The sequence below is a fragment of the Globicatella sulfidifaciens DSM 15739 genome, assembly GCF_900167405.1.
Classification (GTDB): domain Bacteria; phylum Bacillota; class Bacilli; order Lactobacillales; family Aerococcaceae; genus Globicatella; species Globicatella sulfidifaciens.
The window spans coordinates 26,705-45,808 of record NZ_FUWO01000009.1; the positions used below are offsets into that span (position 1 = coordinate 26,705).

The 19,104-nt window shown below is 36.4% G+C and carries 17 protein-coding genes; 8 read left to right on the forward strand and 9 right to left on the reverse strand.

Going from position 1 to position 19,104, the window contains the following annotated elements; translation table 11 throughout:
- Positions 1 to 783 precede the first annotated feature (783 nt).
- Positions 784 to 2,904, forward strand: coding sequence for a heavy metal translocating P-type ATPase (locus B5D12_RS05860; protein ID WP_078755927.1), 2,121 nt, complete (start codon positions 784 to 786; stop codon positions 2,902 to 2,904).
- Positions 2,905 to 3,354: 450 nt separating this feature from the next.
- Here the strand turns inward: B5D12_RS05860 and B5D12_RS05865 are convergent, their stop codons facing one another.
- Together B5D12_RS05865 and B5D12_RS05870 are read right to left on the reverse strand one after the other, a co-directional pair.
- Positions 3,355 to 4,704 carry a putative glycoside hydrolase gene (locus B5D12_RS05865; protein WP_078755928.1) on the reverse strand — a complete coding sequence of 450 codons (1,350 nt, stop codon included), beginning with the start codon at positions 4,702 to 4,704 and terminating at the stop codon, positions 3,355 to 3,357.
- Between the two features lie 10 nt (positions 4,705 to 4,714).
- The gene (locus tag B5D12_RS05870) at positions 4,715 to 5,356 is read right to left on the reverse strand and encodes a YkyA family protein (RefSeq protein ID WP_078755929.1); all 642 of its coding nucleotides are present in this window, start codon (positions 5,354 to 5,356) and stop codon (positions 4,715 to 4,717) included.
- Positions 5,357 to 5,473: 117 nt separating this feature from the next.
- Between B5D12_RS05870 and lspA the strand changes: the two genes are divergently transcribed.
- Genes lspA through B5D12_RS05890 form a run of 4 tightly spaced genes read left to right on the forward strand, consistent with a single transcriptional unit; the run spans position 5,474 to position 8,205 of the window.
- On the forward strand, positions 5,474 to 5,947 hold the full coding sequence (lspA, locus tag B5D12_RS05875) for a signal peptidase II (protein WP_078755930.1): 474 nt from the start codon (positions 5,474 to 5,476) through the stop codon (positions 5,945 to 5,947).
- Positions 5,931 to 6,866, forward strand: a complete 936-nt coding sequence (locus B5D12_RS05880) for an RluA family pseudouridine synthase (protein WP_200803004.1) — start codon at positions 5,931 to 5,933, stop codon at positions 6,864 to 6,866. Before lspA ends, B5D12_RS05880 begins: the two co-directional genes overlap by 17 nt.
- A 12-nt stretch (positions 6,867 to 6,878) precedes the next feature.
- Entirely contained in the window at positions 6,879 to 7,595 is a 717-nt protein-coding gene (locus B5D12_RS05885; RefSeq protein ID WP_078755932.1) for a DUF2786 domain-containing protein, read from the forward strand.
- Between the two features lies 1 nt (position 7,596).
- Positions 7,597 to 8,205 carry a class I SAM-dependent methyltransferase gene (locus B5D12_RS05890; protein WP_078755933.1) on the forward strand — a complete coding sequence of 203 codons (609 nt, stop codon included), beginning with the start codon at positions 7,597 to 7,599 and terminating at the stop codon, positions 8,203 to 8,205.
- 271 nt (positions 8,206 to 8,476) lie between these two features.
- On the opposite strand, the gene nth is transcribed toward B5D12_RS05890, so the two are convergent.
- From nth to B5D12_RS05920, 6 genes are all read right to left on the reverse strand, one after another.
- Positions 8,477 to 9,100: an endonuclease III gene (gene nth / locus B5D12_RS05895; protein ID WP_078755934.1), complete on the reverse strand. Its 624-nt coding sequence runs from the start codon at positions 9,098 to 9,100 to the stop codon at positions 8,477 to 8,479.
- Positions 9,101 to 9,271: 171 nt separating this feature from the next.
- A complete protein-coding gene (locus tag B5D12_RS05900) occupies positions 9,272 to 10,246 on the reverse strand; it encodes a Gfo/Idh/MocA family protein (protein WP_078755935.1) in 975 nt (324 codons plus the stop codon).
- Positions 10,247 to 10,630: 384 nt separating this feature from the next.
- Positions 10,631 to 11,470, reverse strand: a complete 840-nt coding sequence (locus tag B5D12_RS05905) for an SDR family oxidoreductase (protein WP_078755936.1) — start codon at positions 11,468 to 11,470, stop codon at positions 10,631 to 10,633.
- 15 nt (positions 11,471 to 11,485) lie between these two features.
- Positions 11,486 to 12,532: a mannonate dehydratase gene (gene uxuA, locus B5D12_RS05910; RefSeq protein WP_078755937.1), complete on the reverse strand. Its 1,047-nt coding sequence runs from the start codon at positions 12,530 to 12,532 to the stop codon at positions 11,486 to 11,488.
- A 26-nt stretch (positions 12,533 to 12,558) separates the two neighbouring features.
- A complete protein-coding gene (locus B5D12_RS05915; RefSeq protein ID WP_143412053.1) occupies positions 12,559 to 13,176 on the reverse strand; it encodes a bifunctional 4-hydroxy-2-oxoglutarate aldolase/2-dehydro-3-deoxy-phosphogluconate aldolase in 618 nt (205 codons plus the stop codon).
- Positions 13,177 to 13,303: 127 nt separating this feature from the next.
- Positions 13,304 to 13,978, reverse strand: a complete 675-nt coding sequence (locus B5D12_RS05920) for a FadR/GntR family transcriptional regulator (protein ID WP_078755999.1) — start codon at positions 13,976 to 13,978, stop codon at positions 13,304 to 13,306.
- A gap of 166 nt (positions 13,979 to 14,144) precedes the next feature.
- Between B5D12_RS05920 and uxaC the strand changes: the two genes are divergently transcribed.
- Positions 14,145 to 15,566, forward strand: a complete 1,422-nt coding sequence (gene uxaC / locus B5D12_RS05925) for a glucuronate isomerase (RefSeq protein ID WP_078755939.1) — start codon at positions 14,145 to 14,147, stop codon at positions 15,564 to 15,566.
- Between the two features lie 282 nt (positions 15,567 to 15,848).
- Here the strand turns inward: uxaC and B5D12_RS05930 are convergent, their stop codons facing one another.
- Positions 15,849 to 16,472, reverse strand: coding sequence for a bifunctional 4-hydroxy-2-oxoglutarate aldolase/2-dehydro-3-deoxy-phosphogluconate aldolase (locus tag B5D12_RS05930; RefSeq protein WP_078755940.1), 624 nt, complete (start codon positions 16,470 to 16,472; stop codon positions 15,849 to 15,851).
- 338 nt (positions 16,473 to 16,810) lie between these two features.
- On the opposite strand from B5D12_RS05930, the gene B5D12_RS05935 reads away from it, so the two are divergent.
- Both B5D12_RS05935 and B5D12_RS05940 read left to right on the forward strand, forming a co-directional pair.
- Complete coding sequence (locus B5D12_RS05935; protein WP_078755942.1) at positions 16,811 to 18,127, forward strand: ABC transporter substrate-binding protein; 1,317 nt, start codon at positions 16,811 to 16,813, stop codon at positions 18,125 to 18,127.
- Positions 18,128 to 18,216: 89 nt separating this feature from the next.
- On the forward strand, positions 18,217 to 19,101 hold the full coding sequence (locus tag B5D12_RS05940) for a carbohydrate ABC transporter permease (RefSeq protein ID WP_078755943.1): 885 nt from the start codon (positions 18,217 to 18,219) through the stop codon (positions 19,099 to 19,101).
- Positions 19,102 to 19,104: the final 3 nt, after the last annotated feature.

A 19,104-nucleotide genomic window follows, 5' to 3' on the forward strand; every position in this document is an offset into this window, starting at 1 on the left:
TAAATGAATGGCTCAAAATCAGTTCCAATTAATTCTTCTAAAGGGAAAATCAGCGAGGTATCTGGATTTCAGGAAAACAATGAGTACAGTAAATTGATTATTATGAATAATATAATTAGGTGGAAGCCAAGTATATTCAAAATTTTAAATGCCGCATAATCAAAAAAGACATAGGTGAGAATCTATATATTTCTCTACGACATGAAAAAGAGAGTATTGATGAAGTGGCAATTAATTTATTCTAGCATATTTGCTACATAAAAGTAGGAATAACATTATCGAATATCATGTAAGAAGCCAAACCTAATCAAGCAATTATTGATTCTGTACTAAGCGGAATATTATTTGACGATATAGCAGCTAAAAGGGAAAAGCTACAAGAAAAGTTAAGAAACAACATTGGTAGGGGATGGTATCAAGAGTCACCTATCTTTGCTCATTAAGATATCGTAATAGCGATTGGATTGGGTAGAGACTCGCACGGTTGAATTAGCGGATATTGTTCTTATGTGTCATGAGGAATTAGCATAGCAATTATGACAAAAGAGCTCATAAAAAATGAAGAAAACATGACTGGTCATGTTGTTTTTATAATCAAAATAATAAATTATTTATTTGAGAAGTTACGATTTGCTGTGGAAATACAAAGAGTTAGTGTGTTATCAAGACCTATTATTTAGAAATATGACATAATAACCAAGCAATGAGATTAATATTCGGGTTTTTAATGATTTTCCTGATAGTCAAAAAGATCTTTAAATATATATTATATGGAGGATTAACATGAAAAATAACCAACAACATCATCATAATCATAAAGACCACATGGAACACAATTTTAACGAACATGAACCACGTCATAAGCATGAAGAATATGATAATCATACTCACCATGGTCATCATGAAGTGCAAGTAGAAGAAGGATTGCATGATCACCATGGTCATCATGACCATAGTGGGGGTGGACATGAACACCACCATCATGGAAATTTCAAAGAGCTCTTTTTAAAATCATTACCATTGGGGATTATTATTCTGTTGCTGTCGCCTATGATGGGAATCACGCTCCCATTTCAGTTCACTTTTCCATATTCAGATATTATTGTTTCCATATTATCCTCTATCTTGTTAATTTATGGCGGAAGACCATTTTATCAAGGTGCGTTAGAAGAATTTAAGCAAAAAGCACCCGGAATGATGTCACTGGTTTCTTTAGGGATATCCGTCTCCTATTTGTACAGTATTTACGCAGTAGTCGCTAAATATTTGACAGGGGAACACGTCATGGACTTTTTCTTTGAATTTGCGTCATTAATTTTGATTATGCTACTTGGACACTGGATTGAGATGAAAGCCATTGGGGAAGCTGGAGATGCTCAACAAGCACTTGCTGAATTATTACCAAAAGATGCGCACGTCGTTCTTGACGATGACTCAATTGATACTCGGCCCGTTTCCGAATTAAAAGTAGGTGATATTGTTCGCGTACAGGCAGGAGAAAATGTGCCAGCAGACGGCATTATTAAGAGAGGAGAGTCCCGAGTTAATGAAGCACTATTAACCGGAGAATCTAAGCCTGTTGAAAAAAAAGTGGGTGAAGAAGTTATTGGGGGCTCTACCAATGGTGAAGGTGTTTTATATGTAGAAGTACAGGAAACAGGAGATAAATCATTCATTTCTCAAGTTCAATCGCTAATTGGACAAGCACAGAATCAACCTTCACGAGCTGAGAATATTGCCAACAAAGTGGCTGGTTGGTTATTTTACATTGCGGTCATAGCTGCAGTAATTGCTTTTATATATTGGATGTTGACAACCGATGTACAAACTGCCATCATTTTTATGGTTACAACATTAGTGATCGCCTGTCCGCACGCTTTAGGTTTAGCGATTCCTTTGGTCGTTGCACGAAGCACTAGTTTAGGAGCTAGCCGTGGTTTGCTAGTTAAAGACCGAGAAGCATTGGAATTAGCTACAAACGCAGACGTTATGATTTTAGACAAAACCGGTACATTAACAACCGGTGAATTTAAAGTATTGAATGTTGACTTGTTAAGTGACCATTATACTAAAGAGGAAGTTATAGCTCTTATGGCCGGAATCGAAGGCGGATCGAGTCATCCAATTGCTCAATCCATTATTAGACATGCCGAGCAACAAGGTGTAACACCTGTAGCGTTTGATTCCATTGATGTTATCTCAGGTGCTGGTGTGAAAGGTGAGGCCAATGGTCATCGCTATGAATTAATTAGTCAAAAAGCATTCGGGCAAAACTTAGATATTGATGTTCCTAAAGGGGCAACACTTAGTATATTGGTTGATAACGGACAAGCTATCGGTGCGGTAGCTTTGGGAGACGAATTGAAACCTTCGAGCAAGGAGCTCATTCAAGTCTTGAAAGAACAAGGAATTACCCCTCTGATGGCTACTGGCGATAATGAAAAAGCAGCGCAAGGAGCTGCTGAAGCTCTAGGAATTGAATATAAAGCGAATCAATCTCCACAAGATAAGTATGATTTGGTAGAAGAATTTAAAAGACAAGGACAAACCGTTATTATGGTTGGTGATGGAGTTAACGATGCACCATCTCTTGCATTAGCAGATGTGGGAATCGCTGTTGGAGCTGGAACACAAGTAGCACTGGATTCAGCTGATGTTGTTCTAATGCAGTCAGACCCTGGCGATATCGAGTCATTTATCGAATTAGCTAATAATACAACTAACAAAATGAAGCAAAACCTTGTTTGGGGAGCCGGCTATAACTTTCTTGCAATACCTATTGCAGCGGGTATCCTTGCACCATTTGGCATTACTCTAAGCCCTGCAGTCGGAGCAGTTTTGATGTCCTTGTCAACAGTTATCGTTGCAATTAATGCTGTGACTTTAAAACTAGATAAAAAATAATTTTATCAAGTGAGGTATGACTAAATAGTTACATTTTTAATAAGGAATAAAACTTTCTATAATTTTTAAATAAAAAGCAGATGGGCTGGTATACATTCGATAAGGTTTGAATGTATATCAGCCCGTTTTGTTTCACATACTGATTAAAATGAATTAATTTTATGTCCATAACATTGCGAAAATTACAAGTACATAAGCGAAGTTGATTTATTAAAAAGGATATTAGCATTGATATTCGCTAGCTTTATACTTTGGCATATCGTTAATACTTTAAGAAGTTTCAAAAATTAATTATTTAGCGATTGTATTTCAATTGAGACAACAAAAAGCACAAAACGGACAATCTTTTTATCTATATTTTAGCTATTACCATTCAATCATTCCATACAAAATAAAAAGAAGCTTTAGAGGATAACGAAATCTTCTAGAGCTTCTTTTAACTATTTATCATTATTGTGGTTGACTCGTGGTATCTGTATTTTCTGTTTGTTGTGCCGCAGTTATTTCTGGTGCATAATCGACATTTTCGATATAGTCACCGGAAGCATTCCATAATAAGTACTCATAAACACCATTATCAGCTAAAGCATTAATTTGTGCCTGTACTTCAGCATCACCATAGAAAGAGTAATCAGAGAAGTTTTGTAACCATGGTCGAGTCGTAACAGGATTATTCACATTTTCTAATAATTGTTTTTCCGACAACATATACTCATTAATCAAGTCATACGGTTGGAGGTCAGGGTTTTCTAAGCCAAAGAAACCGACATTCCAGTGTGAAGGGTAAACCATTGAGGATATAACATCGACTTGGTCGGCAATTCCTGCAAAGTTTTGCCCGATACCACGAACATCTTCAGAATTATTAGCAATAGCCGTATAACCAAAGACATCGGCGCTGACATCCACACCATAGGGTGCTAATTTTTCTTTTGCATACGCTAAAAACTCCGTAATGGCCGCAATTCGTTCTTCACCTTTATCGTTTGGATCTTCGGAAATATAATTTTCAAAGCGTCCTTTAGGATAAGATAGGTTTTCTTCTTCATACATAAAGGCATCAGAGAAACGAACGTAGTCAAATTGAACCTCTTTAAAGCCCATTTTGGCAGCTTCAATCGCGACGGCTACGTTATAATCCCATGTTTCTTGTAAGAAAGGATTAGTAAAGTAATCTTCACCGTCCGGAGTCCAAATTTCACCATCTTCCGTTTGGAATGATAGTTCTGGATGTGAAGAAGCTAAAAAGTTGTCTTTAAAGGTTACAATACGAGCAATCGGATAAATATTATTTTGTTCAAAAGTTTTAAGCACTTCCTTATAATCGGCTAAACCTACGACGTTTTCATTAACCATGGGATTATCGGATTCTAAGATTGGTAGAATTTGACCAGAGTCATCTTTAAAGTCTAACACCGCACTGTTTAATGCTGTCGAATTTAATTTATCGATGCTTTCTTGGAAATACTCAGTATTGATCACACAATCAATTGGCAAATAAATACCTTTAACGCCTTCTTTAGGATAGCTAATATTAATGCCGCTATCATAGAAAAGCGAAGAGGGCAGGTCATCGGGACGTGTTAAAATATTGCTTTTATTAATCACGAGCCCTTCATAGCGATTTCCCTGATTTTGTTTGCGGCGACTACTAAAGTCACTAATGGTCTGGGCGTCTAATTTACTTTCAACTGTCGGTAACTCTGTATAGGTCGGGGTTGATGTTTGATTTTGTGCTTGATTACAACCACTTGCTAGAAGGATGGTCGCTGTAATGCTTAATAATCGTTTTGTATTCATCTTAACACCTCTATTTCGCTTCCTGTAAAGTAACAATCTTTACTTTAGTGTCGACCAATAATCCATTCAACGGTTCAAAGTGTTTCAATACGGCATCTAAATAATAGAGATTGTCTTGTGATAAGGTATTAATATTATCAAATACTTTGAAGAAAGAATTATAATCCACATTAGGATTACCGATTGATTGAAACGTTTGGGCTTCTAAATCAAGATTAGGAAGATAGTTATCCGTGTAAGTCGTTAAATCTGTTTGCAAATTGGTAATCATCGTCGCTAATTTATCAAAGTCACCAACCGGCAAATTCTGATTCTTTTTCGTACTTTCCAATTCCGGTACCAAACTGTTTAATTCTTTCATCGCATCTTTCATATTGTTTAAATGCGTCTTACGTTCAGAAATATTTTGCATCACCAAGATTTCATCTTGATTAAAATACTCTAAATTATCGTTGGCATTGGCTAAATCTTCTTCAAAATCTGATTGAAGGGTGTTTTCTAAATTTTGAACTTCATATAGTTCATTGACGATTTTCGTCACTTGGTCTTGCATTAATCCAATTGTGTTACTAGCTCTTTCAAGAGAATTGTCACAGCCAGCCACAAATAGCGTTAAAACGACCGTTAGTAGAAAAGGTTTTATCTTCTTCATAAAGTCTCCTTAATAAAAAGTCTTAAATACATGACTTTTCACCTAAAATTAAGTATAATAAACGTTGTATGCTTATTATTATACCAAATATAAAAGCATTTTCACAAGGAGGACACCATGATAATTGGACTTTGCATTGCATTTTTTATTGTTATTATTGACCAATTAGTTAAATATTGGACAATCAACCAAATTGAATTACACAGTTCATTACCAGGGATACCCCAAGTGTTTGATTTTTATTACTTACGTAACACGGGGGCTGGTTGGGGAATACTTTCTGGAAAAATGAATTTATTCTACGTTGCCACCATCTTAATCCTAATATATTTAGTATATTTACTTTATAAGACTACACCACAACAACGACTTAGTCAAATTGCATACGGTTTGTTGATTGGTGGTGCCTTAGGTAACTTTATCGATCGCTTGTTAAATGGCTATGTCGTCGACATGTTCCGTTTATTATTTATTGATTTCCCTGTATTCAATGTCGCAGATATGGCATTGACATTTGGTGTCATCATTTTAATGATCGTTATTTTATTTGACTTAGAAAAAGAAGGAGTGCATGATGTCACAAATATTTAATTTACAAGGGGAAACGGGACGTTTAGATAAAGTCTTGACGACCTTATTACCGAGCGAAAGCCGGTCAACGATTCAAAAAATAATTAAACAAGATTTAGTCCAAGTCAATGGTGTAGTTGCGAAAGCTAATCTTAAATTAGAAGGTCACGAGAGCATTACCATTGTCATCCCTGAAGTTGAAGAACCAGAAGAAGAAACGTTAAAAGCAGAAGACATTCCCTTAGACATTGTTTATGAGGATGAAGATTTAGTGGTCATCAATAAAGCAGCTGGAATGGTGGTTCATCCTTCAAAAGGCCATTATTCAGGTACGTTAGTTAATGCTTTATTATATTATTTGGGTCATAACCTAGCCTATCCGGATGATAATACGCGTCCAGGATTGGTGCATCGCATTGATAAAGATACTTCTGGGTTAATAGTAGTCGCTAAAAACAATGCGGCGCATCATTTATTGAGTGAGCAATTAGCCGATCATTCAATGGGAAGAACTTATTATGCATTGGTTCATGGCACTATTAAAGAACCCGAAGGTACGATTGAGGTGCCTTTAAGACGCGACCCAAGTAATCGATTAAGATGGTCTGTTCAACCAGATGGCAAGTATGCTTTAACTCATTTTAAAGTTTTACAGCGTTATACCGATTCAACACTCGTTGAATTACAATTGGCAACCGGACGTACTCATCAAATTAGAGTTCATATGGAATATATTGGGCATCCATTAGTAGGGGATCCTGTTTACCGCATCGGTGTCGGTCAAATGCGAGGGGCGTTGACGCGATTAACCGATGGACAATTATTACATGCCAAAGAAATTCATTTTAAACATCCTATTAGCAATCAATTAATGAGTTTTGAAGTGCCGTTGCCTGAACATTTTGAAGACATCTTAAGAACATTAACGCCCCTAGAATAAGGAGGTATCGTTATGATTGCTAATGATAAGATTTTAGAAAAAATCCGCAATCTACTCGAATTAGCCGAAGACGGTGGCAATGACGAGGAAAGTCAGACAGCTTTGATTATGGCGCAAAAATTAATGCTGAAGCATAAAATTTCCCAAAATGAATTAAGTAAGTCAGACAAGCAAGAAATCGTCTTACGCTCATTATCGGTTTATAAGCGTTTATATTGGTGGGAAAAATCATTAGCGATGGTCATTGCTGATAATTTTAGAGTGATGTTATACGTTCAGAGTAATCGTCTCCCTCATCAAACTTCAACCGTCCGTAAAATTGTCTTTATGGGATTTCCAGAAGATACGGATTTAGCTTATGAAATATTTCATTTAGCGGCTGATAGCATGCGTTATCATGCGAGTAATCATTTAAAAGCGATTCAAAAGGAAAATAAGAATGTCGCTTTAGTAGAGTTGCGTAAAGCTTATTACAAAGGGTTTATCGATGGTTTAGAAGAAAAATTTGCAGCTCAACGTGAAGAAATGCAAACGGAAAATGATGCCTATGCACTCGTGATTCAAGTGCCAGATGAAGTGAAAAAAGCCTTTCGTGATCAAGTAGGAGGTCAAAAATTATCGTATAAAGCGCCACGCTATACGAAAGCAGATGCCGCCTATTCGGAAGGGTATATTAAAGGAAATACGGTGAGTTTAAACCGCCAATATTTGGAGAATCATGAGTCATAATATGGACAATCATCAAATCGATGCCCACCTAGGGATTCAGACTCATCACTTAATTGAACAAGAATTTGGCGATCACTTTTGGCATTATCATCGAACAGAATCAACTGATTATCATGTCCTTGATCATCTTTTTCGTGAGTTTGAGTTTAGCGATACTGATCAATTAGTGGATATGGGCAGTGGTACCGGTCGAGTATTGATTTATTCAGCTTATAAATTGAAAATTCCAGTGGTAGGGGTTGAATTCATACCAGCTGCTTTTAATATTGCTCAGCGCAATATTTTGGCATTTAATGAAAAAATGGGTCAACAATATCCGATAACAATTTTGAATCAACCAGTGGAAGAGTATCAAATCTCAAGTCGTGATACAGTCTTTTACTTTTTCAATCCATTTCAATTGGTCATTATGCGCCCGGTTATTTATCGTATTATGCAATCGGTAGTGGCCTTTCCAAGAAAAATAACTTTGATATATTATTATCCACTTGATAGCTGTATTCAATTTATTGAAGAGAAAACTGACTTTCAATTAAAAAAGACGATTTTATTACCCGGTAATCAACAAGATTCACGAGAAAAAATCGTCATCTATCAAAATAATTTTTAAGAGCGTTCATTCGTTTATTTTCCTGTAAGTAGGAAGTAGAGAAGAAGATAGGTATCAATTAAAGTATTTAGTTAAGTTATTGATAAGCGCATGGCCTGAGTGGCATCAAATAATGTCTTAAAGTCTAATTTAGTAACTATTTTATGCTTGGGTGGGCAAATGAAGCGAAAATCATTTGATTTTCTACTTTTGGTCCACTCCCAACTGTGCATGGGTGGGCAGACGAAGCGAAAATTATTTAATTTTCTACTTCTTGCCCACTCCCTATTTTTTAGTCAAATTCGTATAATTGAGGATATAAGTGACATTGTGGATTACGCGGATGACAAATTTCACGTCCAAAGTAGATCATCGCTTGATGTGCTTTCAGCCATAACTCAGGAGGGAGGACATCGCATACTCTCTTTTCAACTTCTAAAGCAGTAGCTGATTTTTTAACAATGTCATGATGTTTACAGATGCGGGTGACATGGGTATCAACAGCAAATGCTGGGATGCCAAAACCGACACTTAGTACAACATTGGCTGTTTTACGACCAACTCCAGATAAACTCATTAATTCTGCTCGCGTTTGTGGGACTTCGCCATTGAAATTCTCGACTAACTTTTTACCACATTCATGTAAAAATCGGGCTTTATTGCGATAAAGTCCTAAAGTAGCGATATAGGGCTCGATTTCACTTGGGGGGACTGAAGCCATCGCTTCTGGTGTTGGAAATCGTTCAAACAGGGCAGGGGTTACTTTATTGACTGCCACATCCGTTGTTTGGGCACTTAAAGTGACAGCCACCACTAATTCAAACGGATTAGTAAAATCTAAACTAGGTGGGACATCTGGATACAGGGCTATAATTTCTTCAATTACTTTTCTTGCGCGTTTTTTTGATAAAACCATTGTGACTCCTTTAAAAATTATCTTATCTTATTTCATTATATCTGAGGGATATTCTCATGTTTTTTTGCACTTTATACATTATTAGTTATACAAAATAGTATAAAAAGCAGGTAAGAATAAGGCCATTAACATACCTATATTCTCACCCTTATCGCGTTTTGTCAATAATGCTTATTTTTCTTCAGGATACTTAAAGCCGTGTTGTGCTCGCACTGTATCCATTAAACGCATGACAACTAATGAATCTTCTAAGGATACAATATCTGATTCAATTTTACCTTGTTCAATTAAATTAATAGCTTCGCGTAATTGGAAGTCAAAGCCACCATTATCAGCCGGTCTTTGATAAGTTTCGACTAATTGATTATCTTGGTCATACAGACGCATCAAATCAATATGATTAGAACCGTCAATTCTAAACATTCCTTTATCACCAATAATTAAGACATCGGTGTAGCGCATAGTTGCCATTGTCGTTAACATTTGAGCCATCCGGCCATCTGGATAGGTGAGGGTAATGGCGGTAGTACGATCAACTCCTTCATCTGTTAAATCCATTGAGGAGCTAACAGTGGCATAATCATTGCCAAACATTTGCATCACAAAATGAACATTATAGACTCCTAAGTCTAACAGGGCGCCACCAGCTAAATCAGGACGATACATTCTTTCCTTATCTTCAAGTAATGCGCCATGATTAGATTGAATTAAACGTGGCGTCCCAATCACACCTTCATCTAGCATTTGTTTTAATTTTAATTGCAGTGGCATAAAGCGACTCCAAATGGCTTCCATAAAGGTAACTTGTTTTTCATGGGCTAATTTGATTAATTCAGCTAATTGATTGGCATTAATCGTAATGGCTTTTTCACAAAGAACATGTTTACCATGATTCATCGCTAATTTACAATGTTCATAATGGAAGTTATGGGTCGTTGCCACATAAACTAATTCGACTTCAGGATCTTCCACTAATTCTAAATAGGATCCATATGCCTTTTCAAAATCAAACTCATCGGCAAATGCTTGTGCTCGTGTTAAATCACGTGCTGCTATAGCATAAGCTGTTGCTTTTTCTTCACAATTAATCGTATGTGCCATTTTACGCGCAATATTGCCCGCACCGATAATACCTACTTTTACCATCTCAAAACCCACCTTTAATATATAATAACCTTATTATAAACCATTCATCATCAATAGTAAAAAGGAATGAAAGTGTTTTTAAAAGGAAATTGACAACCATCGCTACTACATTACTAATAATAACGTTCAATAGGAGCGGGCATAAGTTTGGTAAATTTAGTAAATTATTGTTCGTTAATAAAAAGCGCAGGGGTTGAGTGGCCTCAAACTGCGTCTAAATGACTTGTCTGAGACCTACTTAACTTGTTCACTCCCAAAAAAAGACTAATAATCAACTGTGAGAAGGGGAGTAGAAACCCTTGTACAATTGATTATTAGTCATAATTAAATATATTCCTTATAAAATTGTGTGTAGGAGGAAGGAATATGATTTAAATCAGTTTATTAAACACCGGAATAGGCAGCAAACCCACCATCAATTGGTAAAACGACACCATTAACAAAACTTGCTAAGTTTTCGTCGGCTAAGAAGAAAGTACCACCGACTAATTCTTCAGCTTCTCCAAAGCGACCCATTGGCGTATTGGTTAAGATTTTGTTAGCACGTGCAGTTGGAGTGCCATCTTCATTAAATAATAAACCACGGTTTTGATTGGTTACTAAGAAGCCAGGTGCAATCGCATTACAGCGAATGCCAACGTGAGAGAAGTGAACCGCTAACCATTGTGTGAAGTTAGAAATAGCCGCTTTAGCTCCCGAATAGGCTGGAATCTTAGTTAATGGAGTAAATGCATTCATACTTGAAATATTAATAATATTTGCGCCTTTACGTCCTACCATGTCTTTAGCAAATACTTGAGTTGGTAATAAAGTACCTAAATAGTTTAAATTAAAGACGAATTCAATACCTGCTTTATCTAATTCGAAGAAAGATTTCGTTCCTTCAGGTAAATCTGTTTCATGGAATTCATTATCGGTCGTTGCTTTAGGATTATTACCACCAGCACCATTGATTAAAATATCAGTTGGTCCTAAATCATTTAAGACTGCTTCACGGACTTCCTCTAAGTTCGCTTGGTCTAATACATTGGTTTTATAAGCTTTAGCCACGCCACCTTCAGCCACGATTTCGTCTACAAATTTTTGTGCTGCTTCTTCATTTAAATCTAAAAGGGCAACACGAGCGCCTGCTTTAGCAAATTCTTTTGCTAAGAAACCACAAAGGACGCCACCAGCTCCGGTAATGACTACTGTTTTATCTTTAAAATCAATTGTTTTTGTCATATAAAGTTTCCTTTCCTAGCCTTTAATTTTATCGATTGCTTCCCATAATCCTGATAAATAAGTCGCACCTAATGCACGATCATATAATCCATATCCAGGACGACCGGTTTCTCCCCAAATCATACGACCATGGTCTGGACGAATCGGTCCGTTCCAATTATGATCATGTAAAGCTTTTACGACTTCAAACATATCAATTGAACCATATTCAGAAGGGTGGGCTGTTTCTTTAAACGATTTACCTTCTTCTAATTTAATGTTACGCGCATGCATGAAGTTTACACGTTGACGTTCTAAAGCGTATCTTAAAATTTCAATTGGATCATTATCTGGTGTTGATGCGTATGAACCGACACATAATGTCACACCATTGTATTCACTGTCATATAAGTCTAAGAAACGCTCAACGGCTGCTTTATTCGTGATAATTCTTGGTAAACCAAAAATAGAATATGGTGGATCATCCGGGTGGATTGCCATTTTTACTTTGACTTCTTCCGCAACAGGCATAACACGTTTAATAAAGTAAGCTAAATTTTCCCATAGTTTTTCTTCGTCAACATCAGCATAAGCATCCATTACAGCTTTCATGCTTTCTTTGGTATAAGAAGAATCCCATCCTGGTAAAGATAATTCACCATTAATTGGGTCCATTTTTTTAGAAACTTCTTCGTCAAAGATTAGGGCAGTCGATCCGTCTTCATAACGATAAGCTAAGTCTGTACGAGTCCAGTCGAATACTGGCATAAAATTATAACAAACGACATTCACACCTTCTGCTGCTAAATTACGAATCGTTTCAATATAGTTATCAATTAATTGGTCACGAGTGTCACGTCCTAATTTAATATCTTCGTGTACTGGCACGCTCTCAATAACGGACAATTTTAAACCATTTGCTTCAATTGTTTCTTTTAATTGTTTAATACGTTCTCTTGGCCAAACTTCACCAACCGGTACATCATAAATTGCTGATACAATCCCTCTCATCGTCGGAATTTGACGAATATTCTCTAATGTTACCGGATCGTCTTCTCCATACCATCTAAATGTCATTTCCATATTCATTCACCTCTATAATTATTTTTTTATTGACATGCTTTTACAAACTCTTGAGCTTTTGCGACAACACTTTCATAACCTTTTTCCTTCACATCAGCCGCTAGGGCAGAGCCAACACCGACTGCACAAGCACCGTTTTGCTTCCATGTTGCAATATTATCGATGGATACACCACCAGAAGGCATTAGCTCAACATTCGGAATCGGTCCGTGCACATCTTTAATAAAGTTAGGCCCTAAAACTCCGCCAGGGAAACATTTAATAATTTTAGCACCGCCATTCATTGCTTGAACAATCTCGGTCACCGTGCCACAACCTGGGAAGTATAATACCTCTTCAGAGAGGGCATAGCGTTGAATTTCTTTATCATAATGGGGACTGACTAAGAAATCGGCACCCGCTACTACCGCTTCTTTGGCTAAGTCAAGATTCATTACCGTCCCTGCGCCAATGACTACTTTATCATCTTCACTGAATTCTGCCTTTAGTTGTTTGATAACTTCAGAAGCGTCGGGGGTAGTATAAGTTATTTCCATATTATAAATACCACCTTTGATCGCGTGACGAGCAATCTCTAAAGCATCTTCAGCACTTTTACCGCGAATGACAGCAAATATATAATTGTCTTTCAATTTATCTAAAATCATTCAATCATTCTCCTTTTCTGATGTTGGCTAAAAAAATAAACACATCAGACATAACTCAAAAGTCATCTGATGTATTTATCATATCATATTTTTTTAAATAGTCAATTGAAAACGGTATATTTTTTTAATCTTCTAAAGAAATTCTATTATGGGATAGATGAATGACCATCGCATCATAGGCTGCGCTTGGATTTCGATCTTGAATTGCTTTAAAAATATTACGATGCGCTCGAATTGTTTGGTCCATTATTGCATCACTGGTAAAATAGTCATCGTACAAGTTAATTGATTGGATAATAATCGGGATTAATTGTTGCATGGCTAAATTACCACTTGCTTCAGCTATTGCTGTATGGAATTGAATATCTAACTCACGATGTTTGGAGTCTTCTTTATGCTTACGGATTTCAGCTTCAGTTGCTAACATTAGTTTTTCTAAGATTTCGATTTCTTCATCGGTACAATGATTAGCCGCTAAGCTAGCCATCCTTGGTTCTAGTAGAAAACGTACTTCAAATAAATCACGCGTTAACTTTAAATAATCTTCTACATCCTCAAAACTTAAAGGGCTATCACTCGTATCGACAAGATTTTTAATATAAGTCCCAGACCCTTGACGTACTTCCACAATATTGCGTGAAACTAACATCCGAATGGCTTCACGCAGGGTACTACGCCCAACTTCTAATCCTTGTGCTAATGTATATTCATTCGGTAATTTATCGCCAATTTCGAATGCTTGTTCTTGGAAATAATCCATTAATCGTTGAGCCGTAATATCCGCTAAACTTTTTTTCATATCATCACCTCGTTCATCTTCTAATTCTACCACATTCATCTAAAAAATTAAACATTATCAAGATAGTCATCAGATGACTATTGAAAAGTTATCTGATGAGTGATACACTATAAGTATCAAATGAAAACGTTCATATGAATAAAAATTAAATGCAGGAGGGACAATCATGGCGTTTATAAAAAAAGATTTTATGATTACAAGTGAAACAGGGCAGCATTTATATAAAAAATATGCAAAGGATTTGCCGATTTATGACTATCATTGTCATTTAAGTCCAGAATTAATTGCGACTGACTATCAATTTGAAGATATTACCGATGTTTGGTTATCTGGTGATCATTATAAATGGCGCGCTTTACGTGCCAATGGTGTGCCGGAAAGTCATATTACTGGTAAAGAAACGAGTGCTAAAGAGAAATTTATGGAATGGGCTCAAACCGTTCCTAATACAGTAGGGAATCCTTTATTCCATTGGACAGCTTTAGAGTTAAAACGATATTTTGATATTGACGATATTTTAACAGCTGACAATGGTGAGGAAATTTTTGATCAATTAAACAAACAAATTCAAGAAAAGAAAATGACGACTCGTTATTTTATTAATCAATCCAATGTCGCTCTAATTGGTACGACTGATAGTCCAGAAGATTCTTTAGAATTCCATCAACAAATTGCTGAGGATGATTCCTTCAAAACAAAAGTCGTCCCTTCATTTAGACCCGATAAAGCTTTAAAAGTGAATGATCCAGCGTTTAATGAATATGTGCAATTAATTGGTAAAGTAGCGGATAAAAAGGTTAATAAATATCAAGATTTTGTCGATGCTTTAGCTCAACGTATCGCATTCTTTGATTCAGTGGGAACTGTTGCTTCAGACCATGCTTTAGAAGAAGTCAATTATGTCGCAGCGACTAATGAAGAAATAGAGGCAATTTTTGCCAAAGGATTAAAAGGGGACACACTCACTGCACAAGAAGTGAACCAATATACTAGCCGTTTACTAGTCGATTTAGCAAAACTTTATGCGGATTATGATTGGACGATGCAAATTCATTTTGGTGCTTTGCGTAATAATAATACTAAAATGTTTGAAACACTAGGTCCTGATACTGGATTTGACTCCATTCGTGACTCGAGTAATGATGCAAGTGGATTAAACCGATTATTCGATGCAATGAATCAAAATAATGGATTACCTAAGATGATTATATACCCATTGAATCCAACGCAGTTTGATGTTATCGGCAGTGCTTTAGCTAACTTCCAAAGTAATGATAAAGGCATCAAATCTAAATTACAATTAGGTTCTGGTTGGTGGTTTAATGATACCGAACGTGGGATGCGCGCTCAAATGGCTGCTTTATCTGATCAAGGACTTTTAATGAATTTTGTCGGTATGTTAACCGATTCAAGAAGTTTCTTATCGTATCCACGTCATGAATACTTCCGTCGTATTTTGTGCCAATTTATCGGTGAACAAGTCGATGCAGGTAAAATTCCTAATGATGAATCATTATTAAAAACTTTAGTTCAAAATATTTGTTACTACAATGCCGTAAATTACTTCACCAAAAATACGGATAAATAATTAGCTGTCGTTGTTTAGATAAATGACGAGCTGACGAAAGTTTAACGAAGAGATAAGAGATATTATTGTGTTTAACGAATGCTTTTATCTTATTATAAAATAGACCTCAATTAAAAAGACTCTCTCAATTATAGCGTACTTCACCACAGTACTGCTTTAATTAAGGGAGTCATTTTTTATTATTTGATTGAATAGGGCAAGTTAACATTTTACTAACTCTTCTTTCATCGTAGATAAAGACCGAGCGAAAAAGTTAAGCTTATTAAGTACCGAATAGTTATCTTAAGCGTGACAAGCTGCTACAAAGGCTTTGGCTTTAGTAACCACACTTTCATAACCATGTTCCTTCACATCAGAAGCTAGGGCAGAACCAACCCCAACAGCACAGGCACCATTTTTCTTCCAGGTAGCAATATTATCTAATGAAACACCACCGGAAGGCATTAAATTAACTTCTGGAATCGGTCCATGAACATCTTTAATAAAATTAGGTCCTAAGACGCCACCAGGGAAGCATTTAATAATGTTAGCCCCACCGTTCATTGCTTGCACAATTTCAGTGACCGTTCCACAACCTGGGAAGTATTCGACTTTCGCTTCTTTAGCATAAGCCAAAATTTCAGGATCAAGATGAGGACTGACCATAAGATTAGCACCTGAAACTACTGATTCCTTCGCTAATTCCAAATCCATCACCGTTCCTGCACCAATCACCACACGACTATCGTCTTTATATTCTTCTTTTAATTGTTTAATAGCAGCAGATGCATCCGGCGTTGTTAAGGTGATTTTCATATTAAAATTACCACCTTTAATTGCATGACGGGCAATTTCCAGCGCATCATCGGCTGATTTACCACGAATTACTGCGAAAATATAATTATCTTTCAATTGTTCTAATGCCATCTAGACCACTCCTTTATTCATCTAAATAAAAATTTATCACAAGCAACCAATCGTGTAAATGTAAACCCTTTAAAATAGCAGTTATTAATATATTTTTGACAAGATTGACTCGTTTAGTCGTTCATCAGTGATACCCTTTTTACAGCAGTCAAAATAATGAGAAATGTAAACGTCAAATCAATTTTCTGAAAACAATGTAAAGTAATTTTGCTCATTGTAAATGATGCGTAAATTTCTGATGAGTTTTTAATGAAGTCAATTGACTTTATCTATTGCAAATTAGATACTGAATAGCGGGTGCTACAGTACTCGAACTTTATTCTGGAGGTCTATAATAAATGAAAAAATGGATTAAAAAATTAGTTTTTGCGGCTTCATCAATTGCCATTTCAAGTGCGGTTTTACCGATCAATCAATCAGTGAATGCAGCTGAACCAACTAAAATTACATTCTGGCATGGAATGGGTGGTAGTGTTGGGGAAGCTTTACAAAAATTAGTAGACGAATACAATGCCTCTCAATCAGAAGTAATCGTCGATGCGCAATATCAAGGTTCTTATGATGAAACTTTAACTAAATTACGTTCTACAGCTTCTGGTTCAGAAGTGGGGGCTGACTTAGTTCAAGTTTTTGAAGTTGGCTCAACTTTTATGATTGATTCAGGATTAACGGTACCAGTTCAACAATTTGTCGATGAATCTCAATTTGATTTATCTCAATTAGAGCCAAACTTATTAGCTTACTATACAATCGGTGGTCAATTAAATTCAATGCCATTTAACTCTTCTACACCGTTAATGTACTACAACAAAGATTTATTTGAAAAAGCGGGTGTTGAAGTGCCGACCACTTTAGAAGAAATTATTGAAATTGGTCCTAAATTACAAGAAGCGGGAGCACCAATGCCAGCAACTGTTTCCATCTATGGTTGGTGGATTGATCAATGGTTTAACAAAATGGAAAAAGACATTTTCAATGAGGCCAATGGTCGTGGTGACCAACCTTCCACTGCGGTAGACTTTATTGAGAATGGTGGGATGGAAAAAATCTTAACGATGTGGAAAAAAGGGGTAGACAGCGGTATGATGCCAAACGTCGGTCGTACTGGAGGACAACCAGAATTTATCGCCGGTCAATCTGCGATTACTTTTGGTTCAACTGCTAGTTTACGTCAAATCTTAACTGAAGTTGACGGACGTTTTGAAGTGGGCGTAGCTTATTATCCTGGTATTGATGCGGAAGATAAAGGTGGCGTTTCAATCGGTGGTGCTTCATTATGGATGATTGAATCAGGAGATGACGCTCGTAAAGCAGCAACGTGGGACTTCATCCAATACTTAGTATCAGCACCAGCTCAAGCTCAATGGAATGTTGACACAGGGTACTTCCCAGTAAATATTGGTGCTCATGATGAACAAGTCTTCAAGGACAATTTAGCAGAATATCCGCAATTCCAAACCGCAATCGATCAATTACATGATGCTAAACCAGAAGACCAAGGCGCATTATCAGGTGTAGCCCAAGAAGCCCGTCAAATCTTTGAAAATGAAGTTGAAAAAGTATTTAATGGTGAATTAGAGCCAGCAGCGGCAGCTCAATCAATGGCAGACCAAATTAATAGCGCAATCGAAAACTATAACAAAGCAAATCAATAGTCAGCTAAGTTTGGGAAAGTTATCAATCGGGAGAAAGGCAGCTTGCTTTTGATCTCGATTGACTTTCTTTTTATAGATTGGAGTACAAGATGAATCAAGATGTAGTAATTATAAAAGAAGAACAAACATTCTTTGACAAAATTAAAGGTTACCTTTATCTATCGCCGGCCATCATTATTTTGAGTCTATTTATGTTTTGGCCCTTTATCCAAACCTTATATCGCTCAATGTTTTTAACCAATAATATGGGAGCTAATGTCGAATATTTAGGATTTGGCAATTATACTGAACTATTGAGTAGTGATAGTTTTTGGAATAGTGTCAAAACCTCTTTTGTATTTGTTGTGATCGTCGTAGTAGTCGGGGTTACGATTGGTTTCCTAACGGCCTTATTATGTCAAAAATCATTTCCGGGTGTGAAATTCTTTTCTACTTCCTATGCGATGCCGATGGCGATTGCTTCTGCTGGAATGGCGATGATTTTCCAAGTCATGTTAAATCCGACAGTAGGGATTATCAATCGTCTCTTAGGTACTTATATTAATTATTTAACTAAACCTGAAACAGCTTTATTAGTTATCGGAGTATTGACGGGGTGGTTAAATAGTGGCATGAATTTTCTCTATTTTTCTTCTGGTTTAGCATCGATTGATGATGCCTTATATGAAAGTGGGCAAGTAGATGGAGCCAATGGTTTTCAGCAATTTTTATATATTACTATTCCATCGTTAAAACCGACATTGTTTTTTGTGATTGTGACCAATATCATCAATGCCTTCCAAGGTTTTGGTCAGATTAATATCTTAACTAAAGGTGGCCCTGGACAAGCGACTAATGTCATTGTCTATGATATTTATCGTAATGCCTTTATGAACTATCGTTATGGATTTGCTTCAGCAGAATCGGTTATTTTATTCATAATCGTCATGTTGTTAACCATCGTGATGTTCAAATTACGTCGAAAGGAGCAGTAATCC

What these genes read in the sequence shown, in the direction of transcription:
- B5D12_RS05860 (WP_078755927.1), top strand. Translation starts at nt 784, where the DNA reads ATGAAAAATAACCAACAACATCATCATAATCATAAAGACCACATGGAA.
- B5D12_RS05935 (WP_078755942.1), top strand. Translation starts at nt 16,811, where the DNA reads ATGAAAAAATGGATTAAAAAATTAGTTTTTGCGGCTTCATCAATTGCC.
- B5D12_RS05930 (WP_078755940.1), bottom strand. Translation starts at nt 16,472, where the DNA reads ATGGCATTAGAACAATTGAAAGATAATTATATTTTCGCAGTAATTCGT.
- B5D12_RS05890 (WP_078755933.1), top strand. Translation starts at nt 7,597, where the DNA reads ATGGACAATCATCAAATCGATGCCCACCTAGGGATTCAGACTCATCAC.
- B5D12_RS05870 (WP_078755929.1), bottom strand. Translation starts at nt 5,356, where the DNA reads ATGAAGAAGATAAAACCTTTTCTACTAACGGTCGTTTTAACGCTATTT.
- B5D12_RS05905 (WP_078755936.1), bottom strand. Translation starts at nt 11,470, where the DNA reads ATGACAAAAACAATTGATTTTAAAGATAAAACAGTAGTCATTACCGGA.
- nth (WP_078755934.1), bottom strand. Translation starts at nt 9,100, where the DNA reads ATGGTTTTATCAAAAAAACGCGCAAGAAAAGTAATTGAAGAAATTATA.
- uxaC (WP_078755939.1), top strand. Translation starts at nt 14,145, where the DNA reads ATGGCGTTTATAAAAAAAGATTTTATGATTACAAGTGAAACAGGGCAG.
- B5D12_RS05900 (WP_078755935.1), bottom strand. Translation starts at nt 10,246, where the DNA reads ATGGTAAAAGTAGGTATTATCGGTGCGGGCAATATTGCGCGTAAAATG.
- B5D12_RS05920 (WP_078755999.1), bottom strand. Translation starts at nt 13,978, where the DNA reads ATGAAAAAAAGTTTAGCGGATATTACGGCTCAACGATTAATGGATTAT.
- lspA (WP_078755930.1), top strand. Translation starts at nt 5,474, where the DNA reads ATGATAATTGGACTTTGCATTGCATTTTTTATTGTTATTATTGACCAA.
- B5D12_RS05885 (WP_078755932.1), top strand. Translation starts at nt 6,879, where the DNA reads ATGATTGCTAATGATAAGATTTTAGAAAAAATCCGCAATCTACTCGAA.
- B5D12_RS05940 (WP_078755943.1), top strand. Translation starts at nt 18,217, where the DNA reads ATGAATCAAGATGTAGTAATTATAAAAGAAGAACAAACATTCTTTGAC.
- uxuA (WP_078755937.1), bottom strand. Translation starts at nt 12,532, where the DNA reads ATGGAAATGACATTTAGATGGTATGGAGAAGACGATCCGGTAACATTA.
- B5D12_RS05880 (WP_200803004.1), top strand. Translation starts at nt 5,931, where the DNA reads ATGTCACAAATATTTAATTTACAAGGGGAAACGGGACGTTTAGATAAA.
- B5D12_RS05865 (WP_078755928.1), bottom strand. Translation starts at nt 4,704, where the DNA reads ATGAATACAAAACGATTATTAAGCATTACAGCGACCATCCTTCTAGCA.